The sequence below is a fragment of the Henriciella mobilis genome (genome assembly GCF_003576285.1).
In the GTDB taxonomy this organism is placed as follows: Bacteria; Pseudomonadota; Alphaproteobacteria; order Caulobacterales; family Hyphomonadaceae; genus Henriciella; species Henriciella mobilis.
In genome coordinates this window covers 398,455-417,402 of sequence record NZ_QWFX01000006.1, presented here as the reverse complement: position 1 = coordinate 417,402, position 18,948 = coordinate 398,455, and the positions used below count along the sequence as shown (strand labels likewise).

The following is an 18,948-nucleotide window of genomic DNA, read 5'->3' as shown; positions in this document are numbered from 1 at the left end:
CGCCGCGTGCGCCACATCACCTGCCGTGACAGATAACGAAACTTCCCGCTCCCCGCTTTGGCATGGCACGACGATTCTCGCCGTGCGCACCGAAGATAAAGTTGTCATCCTGAGTGATGGTCAGGTCTCCATGGGCCAGACCGTCATGAAAGGAAATGCCCGCAAGGTGCGCCGCCTTGGCAGCGACAACGCAATCCTGGCCGGCTTTGCAGGTGCAACCGCCGATGCTTTCACCTTGTTCGAACGCCTCGAACAGAAGCTCGAGCGTCACCCTGGCCAACTCCAGCGTGCCGCCGTTGAGCTGGCCAAGGACTGGCGCACCGAGAAGTACCTGCAAAAGCTAGAGGCGCTTCTGATTGTTGCCGACAAGGACGTGACACTCGTCATTACAGGCGCAGGCGATGTGCTAGAACCGGAGCATAATGTCGTCGCGGTCGGATCGGGCGGAAATTATGCCTTGGCGGCAGCGCGAGCCCTTTATCCTTATGAAAAGGATGCTGAGACGCTTGGTCGGCAGGCAATGGAAATAGCTGCCGACATCTGCGTCTACACAAACTCGAATTTCACGATTGAGACATTGGACCTGAAAGCCTGATGGACATGCTGACCCCAAAGGAAATCGTTGCCGAGCTGGATCGCCACATTGTCGGTCAGGCCGATGCCAAACGGGCCGTGGCTCTGGCGCTGCGCAATCGCTGGCGGCGCAAGCAGGCGCCGGAAGAGCTGCGCGATGAGATAACGCCGAAGAACATCTTGATGATCGGCCCTACGGGCGTCGGGAAGACGGAGGTCTCGCGCCGTCTGGCAAAACTTGCCAACGCACCTTTCCTGAAAGTTGAAGCGACGAAGTTCACTGAGGTTGGTTATGTTGGGCGCGATGTCGAGCAAATCGTTCGTGACCTCGTTGAGTCAGCTGTGAGCATGGTCAAGTCGCAGCGCCGAAAGGCGGTTGAAGACCAGGCCCGCGAAGCAGCCGAGGACCGGCTACTGGACTCTCTCGTTGGGGAAACGGCCCAGAGCTCCACCCGTGAAGTTTTCCGACGCAAACTCCGCGACGGGGAGCTGGACGACAAGGATATTGACATCGAACTCGCTGATACAGGCGGGTCGATGCCGATGATGGACCTTCCTGGCGGCAACGGTTCGATGGGCATGGTCAATCTCGGCGACCTCCTTGGAAAGGCCATGGGCGGACGTACCAAAAGGGTACGGACAACTGTCCGCGACGCCTACAAGCCACTTATCGGCGAGGAGGCTGACAAGCTGATCGATGAGGAGAGTGTCACGCGTGAGGCGATACGGCTTGTCGAATCCGATGGCATTGTTTTCCTTGATGAGATCGACAAGGTCGCCGGCGCGAACCAGAGAAGTGGCGCAGATGTTAGCCGCGAGGGTGTCCAGCGCGACCTGTTGCCCCTGATCGAAGGAACGACCGTGTCGACACGGCGCGGACCGGTCCGGACCGACCACATCCTGTTTATCGCGTCCGGGGCCTTCCATGTTGCCAAGCCATCGGACCTGCTGCCGGAGTTGCAGGGTCGCTTGCCAATTCGTGTCGAACTGAAGGCCCTGACGCGCGACGACATGCGGCGGATCCTGGTCGAACCCGAGGCCTCGCTCATTCGCCAGCATGAGGCGTTGATGAGTTCCGAGGGCATCGAACTGAAATTCGAGGATGCTGCGATCGATGCGCTGGCCGATATTGCCGTGCGCGTGAATGATACGGTTGAGAATATCGGCGCGCGGCGTCTGCAGACCGTCCTTGAGCGGTTGCTTGACGAGATCAGTTTCACCGCGCCCGATCGTTCAGGCGAGACGGTGACGATCACACAGGATTATGTCGAAGCCCAGCTTTCCGATCTTGCCGGCAATACGGATCTCTCGAAATTCATCCTTTAGCGGCGATGACAGAACGGCGAACCGGCAGGTGCTTCTTTCCCCAGTCCCGGAAGGTGACCAGGGCCGGCGCAAACTCTCTGCCCTTCTCGGTCAGAAGATACTCATAGCGCTTGGGGCGTTCGACATAGAGCTTGCGCTCGAGGATTCCGGCGTCCACCAGCCGCTTGAGCCGGCTTGAGATGATGTGCCGGGTTGCACCGGTGCTGGCGGCAAACTCTTCAAACTTGGAACTGCCAAGGAAGCAGTCCCTCAGGATAAGCAGTGTCCACCGATCGCCGACCAGGGTCAGCGTGCGGGCGACAGGGCACCAGTTTTCGTCAAGCTCGGACCATTTCATGATGACAAACCATATACTGATTTGGTAAAGTTCCAAAATGGAATGGAAATTGGCATGAAGCAGGCAGCAGTTATCATTGGCGCAGGAGACGCGACAGGCGGGGCAATTGCAAGGCGGTTTGCGCGCGGCGGATTGACCGCAGTTTGCGTTCGCCGGACCAAAGAGATGGTCCAGCCTCTGGTCGAAGAGATCCGAAACGCAGGCCGTGAGGCCGAAGGATTTGGGTGCGATGCCCGCTCCGAAGAAGAGGTGATCGCCCTGTTCGACAAGGTAGAGGCTGACATCGGAGCGGTTCAGGCGGTTGTCTTCAATATTGGCGCCAATGTGAACTACCCGATCTCTGAAATGACAAGCAGGACTTATCGGAAGGTCTGGGAGATGGCGGCGTTTGCGGGCTTTCTGACGGGTCGGGAAGCTGCACGAGTGATGCTACCACGCCAGGCGGGAACGATAATTTTTACCGGTGCGACGGCGTCGCTGCGCGGCGGGGCGGGCTTCTCGGCGTTTGCTGGCGCTAAGTTTGCCCTGCGTGCGCTTGCCCAGTCCATGGCCCGGGAGCTTGGGCCTCAGGGCATCCATGTGGCGCATACCGTCATTGATGGCGCGATTGATACAGCCTTCATCAGGGACAATTTTCCTGACCGCTATGCCCTCAAGGAAAAAGACGGCATTCTTGATCCCGAAGCCATCGCCGAGAATTACTGGGTTCTACACAATCAACCCCGGTCCGCCTGGACCCATGAGCTTGACCTGCGCCCGTGGATAGAAAAGTTCTAAAACGAAACTGAAAGGGTCTGCATCATGTCACGACCGCTCGAATTCTGCTTCGACTTCATAAGCCCATACTCCTACATCGCGTTGCATGCACTTCCGCGCTTTGTCGAAGGAAAAGACATCGACGTGGTATACAAACCCGTCTTTCTAGGCGCGATCATGAGGGGCACAGACAACCGTCCTCCCGGTTTCGTGCCAGCGAAGAATGCGTACATGCAGACAGATATTCAGCGGAGCTGCCGGCGCTATGGAATTGGATTTCGTATGCATCCCAGCTTTCCCATGATGAATACCCGACCGGCGTTACGCATAGCCTGCGCTCTGGCCGGCTCTCCGTCGGATCAGTCAGACTTCATCCGGGCTGTGTTCCACGGTGTGTGGGCGGCGCCCGAACCGCTCGAAACCGACGATCTCGAGCAGATTGGTGCTGCCTGCCGCGCGGCCGGACTGGATGCTGAGAGATTGGTTTCGCTTGCTGATGGCGCTGAGGCGAAGGCGCTACTGGTACAAAATACCGATCAAGCGATCGCGCGCGGCGCTTTCGGGGCGCCGAGCATGTTCGTTGGTGACGAGCTGTTCTTTGGTCACGACCGGCTGGACTATGCGGTCGAGGCTGCGGTTTCCGCCTAGGCCCCGGGCCGGCTTCGGCTTTTGCCCAGCGCCCTGGAGATCATGACGCGCACCGAATCTGCCCGGAACGGCTTTTCAATAAGGTAAGCCGGTTCACCCTTCTCGCCCCGAAGCAGTGACTGGGGAAAGGCCGTGATGAAAATCACAGGAATACCGTACATGCTGGCAATGTCATGGGCAGCGTCAGCGCCCCGCCTTTCGTCGCCGAGCATAACATCCGACAGAAGTAGGTCTGGCCGGCGCTCCCGGCATGCGCGTATCGCGTCGCTGGCAATACCTGTCGTCCCTATCACATTGTGGCCCATCTCCCGCGCAATTTCCGCTAAATGAGCAGCGATCATCGGTTCGTCTTCAATAATGAAAATGTCCGCGGGATCGGAGCTTGCATCGCCAGAGCGAGAGGTTTCCAGCAAATTCCGGATTTCGCTTTCTGTCATACCGGAAAGGCTGGCGGCGTCCGAGGCTGAAAGTCCGGCAATACTCGTCAGGAGTTGCGCGCGGCTGGGTAGCGGCGCCACCCCTTCGAACGGTCCGCTGTTTCCCGAACGAGCCAGCACTTGCTCGATGGATCGAAACAGATCGAGTCGTTCAAGAGAAGAGGGGGCATCGTCGGCTTCGAACGGTTTCAGTGCTTCCTTGACGATTGCATCGCCGGTTTCTTGGCACCCCGTGGCGGCCCTGGCGTAGCGCCTCAGACCGGGAAGCTCTGAATCGATGTAGTCTGCGTGTTTCACAACACTTCTCTTGTCTACTTTGCCGGAGGCGAGGGAACCGAAAAAGATATAGGCTCAGTCGCCAGCAAAGTCTGCGTTTTGTACGCAGTGTGTGGTCATGAAATTGCAGCTGGACCGCGAAATCATCTGCCGTCGCGGCCTATCGGGCCAGGCACGGGCTCAAACCGAAATCGCCGCTTTCCGGGCAAGCTCAGCATATGGCGTTTCAGGTCTTGGTCCGTAGTGGGAGATAACCTCGGCGGCGGCGATGTGACCCAGCTTTGCGCATATGGTCAGCGGAAGGCCCTTTGACAGTCCGAACAGGAAGCCAGCCGCGTACTGGTCACCAGCACCCGTCGTATCGACGACTTTGTCGACGGGCTCGGCGGCGACGGATACTGGATCGCCGTCGCCAATCACCACAGATCCTTTCTCGGACCGAGTCACCGCCGCGAGCGCGATATCGCCGCGAAGCCGGGACACCGCGTCGTCAAAGTCTTCTGTCTCGTACAGGAAGAGGAGCTCGTCTTCGTTGGCGAACAGGATATCCACGTGATTGCGGATGAGGTGGAGAAAGCTGTCGCGGTGACGTTCAACGCAGAAACTGTCTGACAGGGTCAGCGCAACACGCCTCCCCGCAGCCTTCGAGATCTCCGAGGCGTGGACAAAGGCCGCCTTGGCCGGCTCCTGATCGAAAAGGTAGCCTTCCAGGTAAAGGATCGACGCCTTGCGGACCATGTCTTCCTGAACGTCTTCAGGCGAGAACATGACTGACGCTCCGAGAAAAGTGTTCATGCTGCGAGCGCCATCAGGCGTCACGAAGATGATCGACCGAGCGGTGGCTGGACCGTCGACAAGCGGTGACGTGGTGAACGGAATGCCGCTATCGCTCATGTCCTTGCGGAATACCTGTCCAAGGGCGTCATCAGCGACCTTGCCAATATAGCCAGCGCGTGCGCCGAAGCTTGCGAGCCCGGCAATCGTGTTCGCGCCGGACCCGCCCGACGTTTGATGGGCATTGGAAACCGCGCGAGTCAGCTCGTCGGCACGCGGTTCATCGACCAGGGTCATACCTTCCTTGCGAATCTCATACTCCGTCAGAAATGTCTCTTCCACGGGGGCGATGACATCAACGATCGCATTTCCCAGACCAACAACGTCGAACTCGGTATCAGACACACATGCCTCGCTTCGCTAGTTTAAACCCTCGCTGGCTTCGCAAACATAGACCATGGACGCAAGCCAAGTCGTCATATATCGCCCTTCGCGATGAAGATCGCCTATCTTTGCTCCCGGGACACTTTACCCGGCTCTCCCGACCGACGGGCTGATGCGTTCGAGCATGACCTGATCGTGGCGCGAATGAGGGAGGGGTTTGGCGGCCATGGTGCTGAGATCACAGCGGTTGCTTGGGATGGGCCGATTTCCCAATGGAAGGCTTACGATGCCGCGCTTGTCGGGACGGCCTGGGATTACTGGGACCGGGTCAACGAATTTCTCAACGCGCTCGACTGGATCGGGGCAGCAATCCCGCTTTTCAATTCAGCTGAAATTATTCGCTGGAACTGCCGAAAGACTTATCTGAGGACACTGGAAGAGCGCGGGGCGGATCTGATACCGACGGTTTGGCTGGACGACCCGTCCGGCGTTGATGCGGCAGGACTGTTTGATGCGCTCGACACCGACAGGCTGGTTTTCAAGCGGCAGACCGGAGGCGGTGCACATGGCCAATTCAGGCTGAGGCGCGGCGAGGCGCTTCCCCAAATGACCCAACCCATGATGGTCCAGCCCTATCTGCAGACCATTGAACGCGAGGGCGAGCTCAGCTTCATTTTCATAGATGGGCAGCTCTCCCATGCGCTTCTCAAGCGGGCTGCACCGGGCGATTATCGAATCCAGTCGCTCTATGGCGGCACGGAGACGGCGATCGAAGCCAACAATGCCGATGTGAACGCAGCCCGCGGAATACTCGAAACCCTGGATCAGTTGCCGCTTTACGCACGGGTCGACATGCTCCGCGGCAATGACGGGAAACTCCTGCTGATGGAGCTCGAACTCATCGAGCCTTATCTCTATCCGCAGGAGGGCCCGGGCGTCGGGCGAATGATCGCCGACGCCCTGATGAAGCGACTCTAGACCGAAATGCCGGCCTTTTCCGCGTCGGCCAGGAAGGCGGCAAGCCCCTTGTCCGTCAGCGGGTGGTTGATCAGCCCGCGAAGTACGCTAGGCGGCACGGTTGCGACGTCTGCGCCCGCGAGCGCGGAGTCTTTCACGTGGTTGGCATTGCGGATCGAGGCGGCGAGGATCTGTGTTTCGAACATGTAATTATCGTAGATGGTTCGAATATCCTCTATCAGCTCCATGCCATCGATGTTGAGATCGTCGAGCCGGCCAATGAACGGCGAGATGTAGGTAGCGCCGGCCTTGGCAGCGAGCAGCGCCTGGTTGGCTGAAAAGCACAAGGTGACATTCACGGCAGTGCCTTCATTCGTCAGCGTCCGGCAGGCTTTCAGCCCATCCATGGTGAGGGGCAGCTTGACCGCGACATTGGGCGCGATCTTCTGCAGCGTCCGGCCCTCGTTGACCATGGCGTCATACTCTGTCGCAACAACTTCGGCGCTGACATGCCCGGGTGTCAGCTCACAGATTTCGGCAATGACGTCGGAAAATTTGCGGCCCGACTTGGCCACCAGTGACGGGTTTGTGGTCACACCATCGATCAGACCGGCTTCAGCCAGCTCCTTGATTTCACTGGTGTCGGCGGTGTCGACGAAGAATTTCATGTCAGGCTCCTCGAAATTTCAGTGGCGGGTCATATCAAGATGCCGGCGCCGCCGCTAGGCCGGAGCGGTTTCCTGCTCAGTTGGCAAGTGGCTCGAAACTGGCAAACAGGCCAGTACCTTCAAAGGCGACACTGCCGCAATCCTGGTCCTCCGCACCGGTCTCGGCCGAAGCTTGGCAGCGCAGGTCCTGAACGCGCAGTGAAACCTCCGCGCAATTGGTATCCGGAGAGAGGCGAAGCTCTGTGGCATTGGTCAGGCGGTCGACGAACAGGAAATCCCGGACAGACGCGCTGGAACTGACAAGACGGCCGTCATCCGTCACGGCGCCAAAGGTTATGCGCGGCCTCTCGAAGCCAAGGGGTGCGACGAATACCGCTGCGACAGTGCAGCGCGCGCTGTCGTCGCCTGGAAGAGCGGCAAACCTGATCGTCAGGCCGTCACCGGGCGTTGTGGCACAGGACTGCGAAATCTCCACTTCCTGAAGCGTTGATCGCGGTTCCTGTTCGGTACGCTGGCAGACGGAAGTTTCGGTTTCGCCTCCACCGCCACAGGCGGTTGCAAGGCCGGCAAAGCTGGAGAGGGCGAGGACTTTCAGGCGCATCGACGCTTCCTTCCTGTGATTACTGCAGTCGCCCTACGTCAGGCGATGCGGACGCCGGGCGCGATCAGATTTCCTGATTGTAGGCGCCGACTTCCTTGTGCTTGCCTAGGCGCGGTTTGACCTCCTTGTGGAAGAGGTCACGCATGTCATCGGCCGACTGCAGGCTTTCTACGACCACGACCAGCTCCGGCTTGTTCGAAGACGCGCGCACCAGCACCCATGAGCCGTCATCCAGCGTTACACGGGCACCGTTGACCGTGTTCACATCGACAACCTTGCGGCCAAGAATTTCGCCGCCGGCCATGCCTTCATATTCGGCAACCATCTTGTCGATCACGCCATACTTGAGCTCGTCATCGCAATGCGGCGACATGGTGAGCGAGGTATAGGCTGTTCCGAGTTCGTCGCGCAGGTCAGCCATCGTCTTGTCCGGATTGCGGTCGAGCATCTGCAGGATCGCACCCGCCGCGACCAGGCCATCATCGTAGCCTAGCCCGATCGGGGGGCGGAAGAAGAAGTGGCCCGATTTCTCGAAGCCGGCCAGGGCGCCAAGATCGGTCGTGCGGCGTTTGATATAGGAGTGGCCGGTCTTGTAATAGTCGACCGTCGATCCGTTTTCTTTGAGAACGGGATCGGTCTTGTAGAGGCCTGTCGACTTCACGTCGACGACGAAGTTCGCGCCGGGATGAACGCGTGAGAGGTCACGCGCGAGCATCAGGCCAATCTTGTCGGCGAAGATTTCCTCGCCCGTATTGTCGACCACGCCGCAGCGGTCGCCATCGCCATCGAAGCCGAGCGCAACGTCCGCGCCGTGTTCCTTCACGGCCTTTGCCATGGCGTGCAGCATCTCGCTGTCTTCGGGGTTGGGGTTGTACTTCGGGAAGGTATTGTCGAGGTCGCAATCCATCTCGATCACTTCGGCGCCCATGGCCCGCAGCGCGTCCGGCGCAAACGCCCCGGCCGTCCCGTTGCCGCAGGCCGCGATGACCTTGATCTTCCGCTTCAGGCTGATGCCTTCGGCCACCGAGGCGATGTACTTCTCTCGCAGTCCGTCCACGCGAAACGTACCGCCGCCTGCGCGGGGCTGGAAGTCACCGTTCAGGACGATTTCCTTGAGGCGGCCCATCTCGTCCGGCCCGAATGTAAGCGGTTTGTTGGCCCCCATCTTCACGCCGGTCCAGCCATTCTCATTGTGGCTTGCGGTGACCATCGCGCAGCAGTCGGCGTCGAGCTCAAATTGCGACCAGTAGACCATCGGGCTAAGCGCAAGGCCAACATCCAGGACCTCACACCCGCCCGCGACGAGGCCGAGCTTCAGCGCGTTCTTGATTGGCAGGGAAATGGACCGGAAGTCGTGGCCGGTCACCACTTTCGGCGTGACGCCCAGCTCGTGAAACAGCGTTGCCATGCCCAGGCCGAGCGCTTCGGCGCCAAGCAGGTTCAGATCAGGTGCCTTGGGGTTATCGGGGATGCCGAACCACCAGCGCGCATCATATTCGCGAAAACCGGTCGGTTTGACGAGCGGCAAGGTCTCGAACTCGATTGTGTTCGGGGCGATGTCGGCGCGCGGTTTCGGCATCATGGGCGGTCAGCTCCTTTAATCCTGTGCGTGTGGATTTGCACGGAAGCGTGAACAATTTCCAGCCCCGGCGGGACTTATTTCCGTCAGCGAGCCGATTGCGACAGGAATTGTGCCATCCAACGGCCGACCAGGGCATTGTCCACCGGCACTTCCAAACTGTCACACGCCTCATCGACGCGCTCAGCGCTGAACGCGGTGCCCCGGCGGACATTGTAGAGCGCGCAGCAAAAGCCTGAAGAGAATTCCGGGTGGCCCTGAAAGCTGATCGCGGGCGTGTCACCATAGTCGAGCGCGGCGAAGGGGGTAAATTCAGAGCGTGCGACGACTTTCGCACCGTCAGGCAGGCTCAGCACCTGGTCCTGGTGGCTGACCCCGAGCGAGAAAGTCTTGCCATTAAGACCGGTCATCCAGTCCGGCTGGTGGCAAACATCATAGATGTGCCGTCCAAGGCCCCAGCCCTTGTCAGATTTCTCAACCCGCGCACCCATGGCGGCGGCGATGGCCTGGTGTCCGAAGCAGACGCCAATCTGCGGGATCTTCGCATCGCCCGCCCGGCGAATGAAGTCGAAGAGCGGCGCCATCCACTCATGGTCTTCATAGACCCCCGCCGCGGACCCGGTGACGAGCACGGCTTCGACGGTGTCGAGCGACGGAAAGGGCGCGCCTTCGACAACCGGGGCGCTCTCAAAGGTGATGTCCGGCAAGTGCGGGCCAATCAGGCTCTCGAACATGGCCGGATAACGAGGCCAGTCAGCCCGGATCGCCTGCGGCGGAAGGCCTGTTTCAATGATGGTTAGCTTCATGGCGCTTGCGTTAGCCGAATTCCGGAAGCTGTAAAAGCGGCGAAGATTGTCGCCGGTCAGGGGGCGCTATTTCCTGCCAGCGGTGACTGGCCATCCGGCGTTTGCTCGATCCACGTATCGATCCTGTCCTCAAGCGCATCGAGCGGCATGGAGCCGGCTCCAAGGAGCACGTCGTGAAAGGCGCGAATGTCGAAGTCCTCACCTAGCGCGTCTTTCGCGCGGGCGCGCAGCTCTAAAATCTTCAGCTCGCCCACCTTGTAGGCCGTCGCCTGGCCGGGCCAGCCGATATACCGGGTGACTTCCGTCTGGATGTTCAGCGGCGCGAGCGCTGAGTTTTCCTTGAAGCAGGCTTCGGCCTCCTCGCGCGACCATCCATACCAGTGCATGCCGGTATCTGCGACGAGCCGGCAGGCGCGCCACATCTCGTAGGAGAGCGCCCCGAATTTTTCGTAGGGCGTGCGATAGATGCCAGCTTCTCCAGCCAGCGTCTCGGCATACAGCCCCCAGCCCTCCCCGAAGGCTGTTGCGTAATAGCTACGGCGGAACCGGGGCATGTCCTCCATCTCCTGAGCAAGCGCGATCTGCAGGTGATGGCCGGGCACGGCCTCATGGGCTGACAGCGCTGGAAGCTCGTAGAGCGGCCGCTGGTCCAGAGCATAGGTGTTGACGAGATAAGTGCCCGGAATTCCCCGCGCCGGATCACCGCCTGAATAACGCCCTGTGGTATAGCCCGGCGCTATCGATGCCGGCACGGGTTCGACGCCATAGGTCAGGCGGGGCAGCTTTCCAAAATAGGCAGGCAGGATCGCGTCCAGCCGTTTTGCAATGAGGGCCGCCTTCTCTAGCAGGTCTTCCGGCGACTTCGCGTAGAACTGAGGATCGCTACGCAGGAAGACCAGGAACTCCTCGAACGTTCCCGGATAATTCACAGCTTCCATGACGTCGTGCATCTCCGCCCGGATGCGGGCGACTTCGGCCTCGCCGAGCGCATGGATCGCTTCTGGTGTATACCCGGCCCCGGCCGTGTGATGGGCGATGGCGGCGACGTAGTAGGCCTTGCCATTCGGCAGGCTGCCGATACCGGGTTCGGGACGAGCCTGCCCGGCGTATTCGTCTTCCAAGAAGCTTTGAAGCCTCCGGGTCGCCTCGACGGCGCGGGTCACGGCCGTGCGGCCAGCCGCGCGCAGCCCTTCCTTGGTCGATCCGTCCAGTCCGGGAGGCAGCGTCTCGAATGGCGCCCAGAGGCCGCTGTCCTCGGGGTTGTCGACAATCTGCGCAGCGACTTGCTCCATCACGGTTTCAAGTGGGTCAGTATGCGATACCCATCCCGTCCGAAGGCCGCGGCGCATATTATGGATGTTCTGGTCGAAATAGCGCGGCAGGTCATTGAGCCTGGCAATCCACGCCTCCGCATCTTCGACAGTATTCAGCCGCAGACTGCTGGCCGCAAAGAAGGGCTCAGCATGGAAGCCCCAATCTCCGGTGAACGGGATGCGGGCGGTATCGAAAGTATCCTGCATGATCAGTTCGTCGAGCAGGGCGTCGAGGATTTTCGTGTCGATGGAATCCGGTTGCCCCAGCGCCGCAAGCCGCCCCTTGAGGAGGCGGGCGTGATTGGCAAGCTGAGCTACTCGCGTGCGCGAGACATCAGGCCAGCGCCTCGGCGCGCGATCTTCCATCTCGGCGCGCTCGCCCGGGCTGACGGCCGAGACCATGGCTTCGTATTCAGCAATGATGGAGGCGAGCGGCGCGGCCTCCTCGGCATTGGCCTGTTCTCCGGCGGACGAAGGACGGAAATCCTGTGCGGACGCAGCTGACGTAAGGGCAAATATGCCCAGAAGCGCTGAAATGACTGGCTTCATCGCATGAAGGCCCTTCTTGTCGCGTTGACACGGCGGCGCACAATTCTAGAACCCGCATAGCAAACCAGCAGGATTCGGGAGAGGCTTAATGTCAGGCTCAGAGTGGACGGATCCCCGTCCAATGTCACCCCACCTCCAGATCTGGAAGTGGCACTGGACGATGGCCGCATCGATTTTTCATCGGGTGACGGGCGTCGGCAATTATCTTGGCGCCTTCCTTATCAGCGTGTGGGTCATATCGATCGCCGCAGGCCCGGAAGCCTACGGTGTCGTCGAGGGCATCATGCTCTCGCCGGTCGGGCAAATTCTCCTCTTCTTCTGGCTGACCTCGCTTCTCTTTCATTTTGCAAATGGCATACGGCACATGATCTGGGACGGCCCGAAGGCCGGGTTCAACCCCAAGACGGCGAGTGCCTGGTCGGTTTTCAACTTCGCCTTTGCCATTGTGGCGGCCGCAACGATCTGGTCGCTCGCGACCAATCTTTTCTAGGGGGCGAGGATGAGCACTGACTTCAAGACACCCACCGCCGCCGCCCGGGGCCTCGGATCGGCCAAGTCTGGTACGGAGCATCATATCCGCCAGCGCGTCTCCGCTATCGCGCTTGCCTTGCTGGTTCCCTGGTTCCTTTACGCTGTCATCGCGGCCAGCCGGTCCGGTTTCGACGGCGCAACGGCCTTTTTCGCACAACCATGGAACGCCATCCTGATGATCCTGACACTGGGTGCGGCGTTCTATCATATGCGCCTCGGTATGCAGGTCGTCGTCGAGGACTATATCGGTAAGGCAGGGATGAAGCAGGGCCTGCTCATCCTGAACACATTTGTCTGTGTCGGGCTGTTCGCCGCTACGGCGCTCTCGGTCCTGAAGATCTGGATTACGGCCAGCGTTTGAGGCGCGGCCCCCGAAAGGTAAGGCATCATGTCTGACTACAAATTCGTCGATCACACTTATGACGTTGTCGTTGTCGGCGCCGGCGGCTCCGGCCTTCGTGCGGCGCTCGGCGCGGCCCAGGCCGGCCTTCGGACCGCTTGCATCACCAAGGTTTTCCCGACCCGCTCGCACACAGTTGCCGCCCAGGGGGGTATCGCCGCCTCGCTCGGCAACATGTCCCAGGACGACTGGCGCTGGCACATGTACGACACGGTGAAGGGCTCTGACTGGCTCGGCGACCAGGACTCCATCGAATATCTCTGCCGCAACGCCCCTCAGGCCGTTTACGAGCTTGAGCACTGGGGCATGCCTTTCTCGCGCACCGAGGAGGGCAAGATCTATCAGCGCGCCTTTGGCGGCATGACCAAGAATTTCGGCGAAGGTCCGGTCCAGCGGACCTGTGCCGCGGCCGACCGGACCGGCCACGCCATGCTGCACACGCTGTATGGTCAGGCGCTCAAGAACGATACCGAGTTCTTCATCGAGTATTTCGCGCTCGATCTCATCATGGATGAGGAAGGCGCCTGCCGCGGCGTGACCGCGTGGAAGCTCGATGACGGCACGCTTCACCGGTTCCGCGCCCAGCGCACCATCCTGGCGACCGGCGGCTATGGCCGGGCCTTCTTCTCCTGTACGTCCGCCCACACCTGTACGGGCGATGGCAACGCCATGGTGCTGCGCGCCGGCCTGCCGCTGCAGGACATGGAGTTCGTCCAGTTCCACCCGACCGGCATCTATGGCGCGGGCTGCCTGATCACCGAGGGCGCACGCGGGGAAGGCGGCTATCTCACCAATTCCGAAGGCGAGCGCTTCATGGAGCGCTATGCGCCATCGGCCAAGGACCTCGCATCGCGCGACGTGGTCTCCCGCGCCATGACTGTGGAGATCCGCGAAGGCCGCGGCGTCGGCGAGGAGAGCGACCATATTCACCTTCACCTCGAACACCTGCCGCCAGAGACGCTTGCCGAGCGCCTGCCGGGCATCTCCGAGACCGCACGCGTCTTCTCGGGCGTCGACGTTACCAAGGAGCCGATCCCGGTGCTGCCGACCGTCCACTACAATATGGGCGGCATCCCGACCAATTATCATGGCGAGGTGCTGACCAAGAAGGGCGCCGATCCGGACAGCGTCGTGCCGGGCCTGATGGCCGTCGGCGAAGCGGCCTGTGTGTCGGTGCATGGCGCCAACCGTCTCGGGTCCAACTCGCTGATCGACCTGGTTGTCTTCGGCCGTGCTGCCGGCCTGCGCTGCGGCGATACAGTCGATGCCGGCGCGAGCCAGCCGGAGGTTCGCGATGCGCAGACCGATTCGCACCTCGCCCGCTTCGACCGTATCCGCAACGCCTCGGGCGACCAGCCGGTCGCAAAGCTTCGCCTGGAGATGCAGCGGTCGATGCAGACCAACTGCGCCGTCTTCCGCACCGGCGAAGTCCTGGAGGAAGGCGTCAAGAAGATCGAGGATGTCTACTCCAAGCTTGGCGGGATCGATGTGAAGGATCGCGGCATGATCTGGAACACCGACCTGATCGAGGCGCTGGAGTTCGACAACCTGATCGGCCAGGCCGCCGTGACCGTGAACAGTGCGGCCAACCGCAAGGAAAGCCGCGGCGCGCACGCCCGCGAGGACTTCTCCGACCGCGACGACAAGGAATGGATGAAGCACACGCTTGCCTGGGTCGACGAGGCCGGCAAGGTCACCATCGATTACCGTCCGGTGCACGAGTACACCATGTCCAACGACATCGAGTACATCGAGCCCAAGGCCCGCGTTTACTAGGAACTCATCATGGTACAGCTCACCCTCCCGAAAGGTTCCGCGCCCAAGAAGGGCAAGGAGTGGCCGAAGCCCGAAGGCGCCAAGAACACCCGCGCGTTCAAGGTCTACCGCTACTCGCCCGAAGAGGGCGGCAACCCGCGCTGGGACACCTATCATGTCGACATGGACCGCTGCGGTCCGATGGTTCTCGACGTCCTCATCTGGATCAAGAACAATGTCGACCCGACCCTCGCCTTCCGCCGCTCCTGCCGCGAAGGCGTCTGCGGGTCCTGCTCGATGAACATTGGCGGCCAGAACTCCATCGCCTGCACCAAGGGCTGGGACGAGGTGGCCGGACGCACTATCACTATCGCCCCGCTGCCGCACCTGCCGGTGGTGAAGGACCTGATCCCGGACCTTACCAATTTCTACGCCCAGCACGCCTATGTGCAGCCCTTCCTCAAGACCGACACGCCGGAGCCTGAGAAGGAGTGGAAGCAATCCGAGGACCAGCGCAACGAGCTGAACGGCCTCTATGAGTGCATCCTGTGCGCCTGCTGCTCGACCTCCTGCCCGTCCTACTGGTGGAACGGCGACAAGTATCTCGGCCCGGCCGCGCTGTTGCAGGCCTATCGCTGGCTGATCGACTCGCGCGACGAGGCGACCGGTGAGCGGCTCGACGATCTTGAAGACCCCTTCAAGCTCTATCGCTGCCACACCATCATGAACTGCGCCCAGGTCTGTCCGAAGGGGCTGAACCCGGCCAAGGCCATCGCCAAGATCAAGCACATGATGGTCGAGCGGGTCGCCTGATCGGCGCCGTACAAACCAGACATCAGAAAAGCCGGGCCCCAGAGCCCGGCTTTTTTACTGGGCCCGCGCCCGCTTCACAGCGTCGGCGACCAGGACCAGCCGGTCATTCCCGAAATACATGTCGTCGCCGACAAACATGGTCGGCGAGCCGAAGCCGCCACGCGCGATCAGTTCATCTGTGTTGGCGCGCAGGGCGTCCTTGATCCCCGGGTCCTGTATCCCGGCCATCACGGCGTCAGCATCGACGCCGGCCCGCGCGCAGACCTCGCGGACGACTTCGTCCTGCGAAATGTCGAGATCATCGGTCCAGTAGGCCATGAAGGCGGCCGTGGCGAAATCGACCAGTTTCCCTTGTGGTTTCAACAGGATACAGGCGCGCATCACTTTCACGCTGTTCACCGGGAAGACGCTTGGCGGCATCTTGATCTCAAGGCCTGAATAGCGTGCCCAGTCCTGCAAATCCTTGCCGTGATAGCGCGCCTTGGGGTTCGGCCCGGCCTTGCGGGCCTCGTACACGCTCTGGTTCACCGCATTGAAGACGCCGCCAACCAGGATGGGCCGCCAGTCCACATCCACATCCAGCTCCTCCGCCAGCGGCTGGATGTTGTGAAAGCCGAGCCAGGTCCACGGGCTGGAGCAATCGAAATAGAAGGTAATGGTCTCGCCGGGCCCGCTCATACGACACCGCCGAAGAGCCGCCCGACACCGGCTGTCAGCGCCATGGCCGCAGCACCCCATACGACAACCCGGATCACCGAACGGGTCTTTTTCGCCCCGCCCGCCCGTGCGGACACAGCACCGAGCAGGGCGAGGCTGGCCAGCGATGCAGCGACCACGGATGGCGCCACATAGGCCAGCGGGGCAAACGCGGCGGCCACGAGCGGCAGGGCCGCGCCGACGGAAAAGCTCGCCGCCGACGAGACGGCCGCTTGCACGGGTCTCGCCTCGACGATCTCCGACAGGCCGAGTTCGTCGCGCGCATGGGCCTTCAGCGGATCTTTCTCCATCAGCTGTTCGGCGACCTCGCGCGCAGTGTCCCGGCGCACGCCGCGGGCGACATAGATGTTAGTGAGTTCTTCCAGCTCCTCTTCCGGCATTTCGCGCAGCGCCTTGGCTTCCTTGGCGAGGTCGGCCTTTTCGGTGTCGCTCTGCGAGCTGACGGAGACATATTCGCCGGCAGCCATGGACATGGCGCCCGCCGCAAGACCGGCAAACCCGGCGAGCATGATGTCGGCCCGCCCGGCCGAGGCCGAGGCAAAACCGACGACGAGGCTCGCGGTCGAGACGATCCCGTCATTGGCGCCCAGCACGGCGGCGCGCAGCCAGCCGACGCGGTGCACGTTGTGATGTTCTTCATGGCCTGAATAAGAGGCGACTTCTGTCATGCGCTTTGCCCTTTTCACCCACCTCTAACCGTTTCATCCCCACAGCCTATCCGTACTTCCCCGCACATGGGGCGGGCAAGCCTGTCGTCAGGATAGTGTGAACCGGGCAGGCGTGGGCCTCGGCGGTCCGCGCTGGGCTTCGATGCCGATAAACAGCAGCAGTTCCTTCAGGTCCGGCGGGGTATGGCGGCTGCGCATCCCCGGCGCCGGGCCGGGACGGATCGGGTTGATCCGCCCGGGCAGCTGGTTGGAGCGGCGATCGCGCTCAAGGAAAATGGCGTGGCGCCTGGCGATCTTGTCCGGTGCCGCGAGCGCTTTTTCGAGCGCCCGGATGCGGCCCGTCAGAGACGCGGCACTGACGTCCGGTGCTGGCGCAGGTGTTACAGGAAAGGGCCGGTCGAAAGACAGGATGCGCGGGCCGGGGCCTTTGGGTTTCGCGCGCGCGGGCGGGGCGGTGTCAGCGAAGATGGAGCGGGGGATGCGCAGCGGCTCGAAGAGGATGAAGTGGTTCTTGGGATGATCCCCGCAAGGCTGGGCCTTGCGATGAATCGGGTTCAGGGCTGTGCCCAAGGTCTGGCCGCCGCTGCGCGCAGCATCGCGACAGGGTTTGTTCAGGGCTTCGGTGACGTCCATCTCCCGCGCCATCAGCACGATGAGGCGCCGGGTCAACGCTTCGGCCGGGCGCAGGATGCGAAGGACGGCGATGCGCACGCCGCGGCTGACGCGCTCGGGCGCGCTGTCCTCATCCATGCCCAGCATGCCGGCCATGACCAGCACCATCCGCCGCAAGAGCGGCCACGCCTGCGCCATGGCGCCCTGAAGGTGTCTGTCGAGTCCCGTCATGGTCTCGCAAGAGTACATTTATGGGCTGGGTGTAGGATATTTTGGGGAGGGGGAGAGGCGCCCACACGAGAGCCCGATCACTCTAGGCGCCCTCAATTCGCGACTTGATCAATTGCCAACTGAACCAAATCCGAAACTTAACTCTGGATTGAAGTCGTTACGGCGCATGGTGCGGGATAGATCGTATTGGTTGCGCAGCCGGCTTTCCCCAGCCGATTCGACGACTGTTCTTAGCATATTCGGATTCTGCATGATCTTGTTCCACCCGACCACTGAAATCTTCACATTGGGAGCGAGCAAATTGTCAATTATTCGCGCCGGCATTTTAGGATACCTACGCTCGTATTCTGCTCGAGAATCAATGCTGATCCATTTTGTTTCAAAAGGATAGAATGCTTTTTCTTCGGGACTGCAGGCTGTGTAGTAGGTGTCGCTGACGGTTGGAAGGTTAATCACCAGGATGCCGGAGCGCTTATTGACGGCTCCATCAATCATGCTGGATTTAAGCTCCCAGTCCACGTGCTTCCGATGCTTTGTTTCCGAGCCAACAAGTAGAATTGTTACCGTGCTGTCTCGGAGATAGCTATCGCGAATAACCCTGCGAATTTTCTGGTTTTCCCAGTCATCGGGAATGTCGCCGACACCCACGCTTCTATCGATAAAAATATCCTGCTGGGTTGCCAACTCGACTAGAGCATTTTTGTAATACTGGTCGAGCCGGTGGTGATAACTGACAAAAACCTTTCTCAAATTGAGCCTCCCACACAGCCTGCAAAAAAAAGAGAAACGCCAACAACAAACAACGTGATCGCGATCCAAGACGAAACGCTCGAATACCATTTCGAAGGACTCGGAATGTCTCTATCCCCTATTCGGTCGCCGACGGACTTAAGTGCTTTTCCGTTTGCAAAAATACCCTGCCCGATCCGAAGCATCACTACAGCGAACGTTGCGACCAATACTCCTGACACAGTCATCACAAGAGAATTGGGCGCTCCCCCCTCGCTTAGTCCGAAAGCAAGAACAGCAGGTCCGCCTGCCACTGCGATCTGGAACATTTGCCAACGGAGCTTGTCCAAATGGCGGAATGCCTCATAACGCTGGCGATAGATCTCTAGGTCTTCTGTCAAAGCCACGAATCTGTTCTCTTTAGGTACCCTTTAAGTGTATGCTATGTTCCAAAATTGTGCAATGCTCAATTTAGGCGATTCCGACCAACTCTACGGCGAGTCGGTCG

At 60.7% G+C, this 18,948-nt stretch carries 22 protein-coding genes; 9 read left to right on the top strand and 13 right to left on the bottom strand.

The window, feature by feature from the left end:
- The first annotated feature begins 25 nt into the window (after positions 1 to 25).
- Positions 26 to 595: an ATP-dependent protease subunit HslV gene (gene hslV, locus D1223_RS06820; RefSeq protein WP_119375665.1), complete on the top strand. Its 570-nt coding sequence runs from the start codon at positions 26 to 28 to the stop codon at positions 593 to 595.
- Entirely contained in the window at positions 595 to 1,899 is a 1,305-nt protein-coding gene (hslU, locus tag D1223_RS06815) for an ATP-dependent protease ATPase subunit HslU (RefSeq protein WP_119375664.1), read from the top strand. The genes hslV and hslU overlap by 1 nt, the downstream gene beginning before the upstream one ends.
- Here the strand turns inward: hslU and D1223_RS06810 are convergent.
- Positions 1,889 to 2,236: a winged helix-turn-helix transcriptional regulator gene (locus D1223_RS06810; protein ID WP_119375663.1), complete on the bottom strand. Its 348-nt coding sequence runs from the start codon at positions 2,234 to 2,236 to the stop codon at positions 1,889 to 1,891. The genes hslU and D1223_RS06810 overlap by 11 nt on opposite strands.
- Positions 2,237 to 2,284: 48 nt before the next feature.
- Here D1223_RS06810 and D1223_RS06805 point away from each other — a divergent pair, with 48 nt between their 5' ends.
- Both D1223_RS06805 and D1223_RS06800 read left to right on the top strand, forming a co-directional pair.
- Positions 2,285 to 3,013, top strand: a complete 729-nt coding sequence (locus tag D1223_RS06805) for an SDR family oxidoreductase (protein WP_407646970.1) — start codon at positions 2,285 to 2,287, stop codon at positions 3,011 to 3,013.
- Positions 3,014 to 3,037: 24 nt separating this feature from the next.
- Positions 3,038 to 3,640, top strand: coding sequence for a 2-hydroxychromene-2-carboxylate isomerase (locus D1223_RS06800; protein ID WP_119375662.1), 603 nt, complete (start codon positions 3,038 to 3,040; stop codon positions 3,638 to 3,640).
- Here D1223_RS06800 and D1223_RS06795 read toward each other — a convergent pair.
- A complete protein-coding gene (locus D1223_RS06795; RefSeq protein WP_158588425.1) occupies positions 3,637 to 4,374 on the bottom strand; it encodes a response regulator in 738 nt (245 codons plus the stop codon). The genes D1223_RS06800 and D1223_RS06795 overlap by 4 nt on opposite strands.
- 159 nt (positions 4,375 to 4,533) lie before the next feature.
- Complete coding sequence (locus tag D1223_RS06790; protein WP_119375660.1) at positions 4,534 to 5,532, bottom strand: adenosine kinase; 999 nt, start codon at positions 5,530 to 5,532, stop codon at positions 4,534 to 4,536.
- A gap of 183 nt (positions 5,533 to 5,715) precedes the next feature.
- Here D1223_RS06790 and D1223_RS06785 point away from each other — a divergent pair, with 183 nt between their 5' ends.
- A complete protein-coding gene (locus D1223_RS06785) occupies positions 5,716 to 6,489 on the top strand; it encodes an ATP-grasp domain-containing protein (protein ID WP_233353103.1) in 774 nt (257 codons plus the stop codon).
- Here D1223_RS06785 and fsa read toward each other — a convergent pair.
- The 5 genes from fsa to D1223_RS06760 all read right to left on the bottom strand — a co-directional run bounded on the left by fsa (position 6,486) and on the right by D1223_RS06760 (position 11,984).
- Positions 6,486 to 7,136 (bottom strand): fructose-6-phosphate aldolase, encoded by a 651-nt coding sequence (gene fsa / locus D1223_RS06780; RefSeq protein WP_119375658.1) that lies wholly within the window; start codon positions 7,134 to 7,136, stop codon positions 6,486 to 6,488. The two genes, D1223_RS06785 and fsa, sit on opposite strands and share 4 nt — an antisense overlap.
- 76 nt (positions 7,137 to 7,212) lie before the next feature.
- Positions 7,213 to 7,737 carry a hypothetical protein gene (locus D1223_RS06775; RefSeq protein WP_119375657.1) on the bottom strand — a complete coding sequence of 175 codons (525 nt, stop codon included), beginning with the start codon at positions 7,735 to 7,737 and terminating at the stop codon, positions 7,213 to 7,215.
- A gap of 64 nt (positions 7,738 to 7,801) precedes the next feature.
- Positions 7,802 to 9,316, bottom strand: a complete 1,515-nt coding sequence (locus D1223_RS06770; RefSeq protein WP_119376068.1) for a phosphomannomutase/phosphoglucomutase — start codon at positions 9,314 to 9,316, stop codon at positions 7,802 to 7,804.
- An 86-nt stretch (positions 9,317 to 9,402) separates the two neighbouring features.
- The gene (locus tag D1223_RS06765; RefSeq protein ID WP_119375656.1) at positions 9,403 to 10,122 is read right to left on the bottom strand and encodes a type 1 glutamine amidotransferase; all 720 of its coding nucleotides are present in this window, start codon (positions 10,120 to 10,122) and stop codon (positions 9,403 to 9,405) included.
- A 56-nt stretch (positions 10,123 to 10,178) separates the two neighbouring features.
- On the bottom strand, positions 10,179 to 11,984 hold the full coding sequence (locus tag D1223_RS06760; RefSeq protein ID WP_119375655.1) for a DUF885 domain-containing protein: 1,806 nt from the start codon (positions 11,982 to 11,984) through the stop codon (positions 10,179 to 10,181).
- Positions 11,985 to 12,105: 121 nt separating this feature from the next.
- Here D1223_RS06760 and sdhC point away from each other — a divergent pair, with 121 nt between their 5' ends.
- The 4 genes from sdhC to D1223_RS06740 are packed head-to-tail and all read left to right on the top strand — an operon-like array spanning position 12,106 to position 15,483.
- Positions 12,106 to 12,474: a succinate dehydrogenase, cytochrome b556 subunit gene (gene sdhC / locus D1223_RS06755; RefSeq protein ID WP_233349452.1), complete on the top strand. Its 369-nt coding sequence runs from the start codon at positions 12,106 to 12,108 to the stop codon at positions 12,472 to 12,474.
- Between the two features lie 9 nt (positions 12,475 to 12,483).
- Complete coding sequence (gene sdhD / locus D1223_RS06750; RefSeq protein WP_119375653.1) at positions 12,484 to 12,876, top strand: succinate dehydrogenase, hydrophobic membrane anchor protein; 393 nt, start codon at positions 12,484 to 12,486, stop codon at positions 12,874 to 12,876.
- A gap of 27 nt (positions 12,877 to 12,903) precedes the next feature.
- Complete coding sequence (gene sdhA, locus D1223_RS06745) at positions 12,904 to 14,691, top strand: succinate dehydrogenase flavoprotein subunit (protein ID WP_119375652.1); 1,788 nt, start codon at positions 12,904 to 12,906, stop codon at positions 14,689 to 14,691.
- 9 nt (positions 14,692 to 14,700) lie between these two features.
- Complete coding sequence (locus D1223_RS06740) at positions 14,701 to 15,483, top strand: succinate dehydrogenase iron-sulfur subunit (RefSeq protein ID WP_119375651.1); 783 nt, start codon at positions 14,701 to 14,703, stop codon at positions 15,481 to 15,483.
- Positions 15,484 to 15,537: 54 nt separating this feature from the next.
- Here the strand turns inward: D1223_RS06740 and D1223_RS06735 are convergent, their stop codons facing one another.
- From D1223_RS06735 to D1223_RS18725, 5 genes are all read right to left on the bottom strand, one after another.
- Complete coding sequence (locus D1223_RS06735; RefSeq protein WP_119375650.1) at positions 15,538 to 16,161, bottom strand: 2-hydroxychromene-2-carboxylate isomerase; 624 nt, start codon at positions 16,159 to 16,161, stop codon at positions 15,538 to 15,540.
- Positions 16,158 to 16,868: a VIT1/CCC1 transporter family protein gene (locus D1223_RS06730; RefSeq protein ID WP_119375649.1), complete on the bottom strand. Its 711-nt coding sequence runs from the start codon at positions 16,866 to 16,868 to the stop codon at positions 16,158 to 16,160. Before D1223_RS06730 ends, D1223_RS06735 begins: the two co-directional genes overlap by 4 nt.
- 87 nt (positions 16,869 to 16,955) lie before the next feature.
- Entirely contained in the window at positions 16,956 to 17,711 is a 756-nt protein-coding gene (locus D1223_RS06725; protein ID WP_147372706.1) for a hypothetical protein, read from the bottom strand.
- A gap of 108 nt (positions 17,712 to 17,819) precedes the next feature.
- A complete protein-coding gene (locus D1223_RS06720; protein WP_119375647.1) occupies positions 17,820 to 18,461 on the bottom strand; it encodes a TIR domain-containing protein in 642 nt (213 codons plus the stop codon).
- Positions 18,458 to 18,847 (bottom strand): hypothetical protein, encoded by a 390-nt coding sequence (locus D1223_RS18725; RefSeq protein ID WP_147372704.1) that lies wholly within the window; start codon positions 18,845 to 18,847, stop codon positions 18,458 to 18,460. Before D1223_RS18725 ends, D1223_RS06720 begins: the two co-directional genes overlap by 4 nt.
- Positions 18,848 to 18,948: the final 101 nt, after the last annotated feature.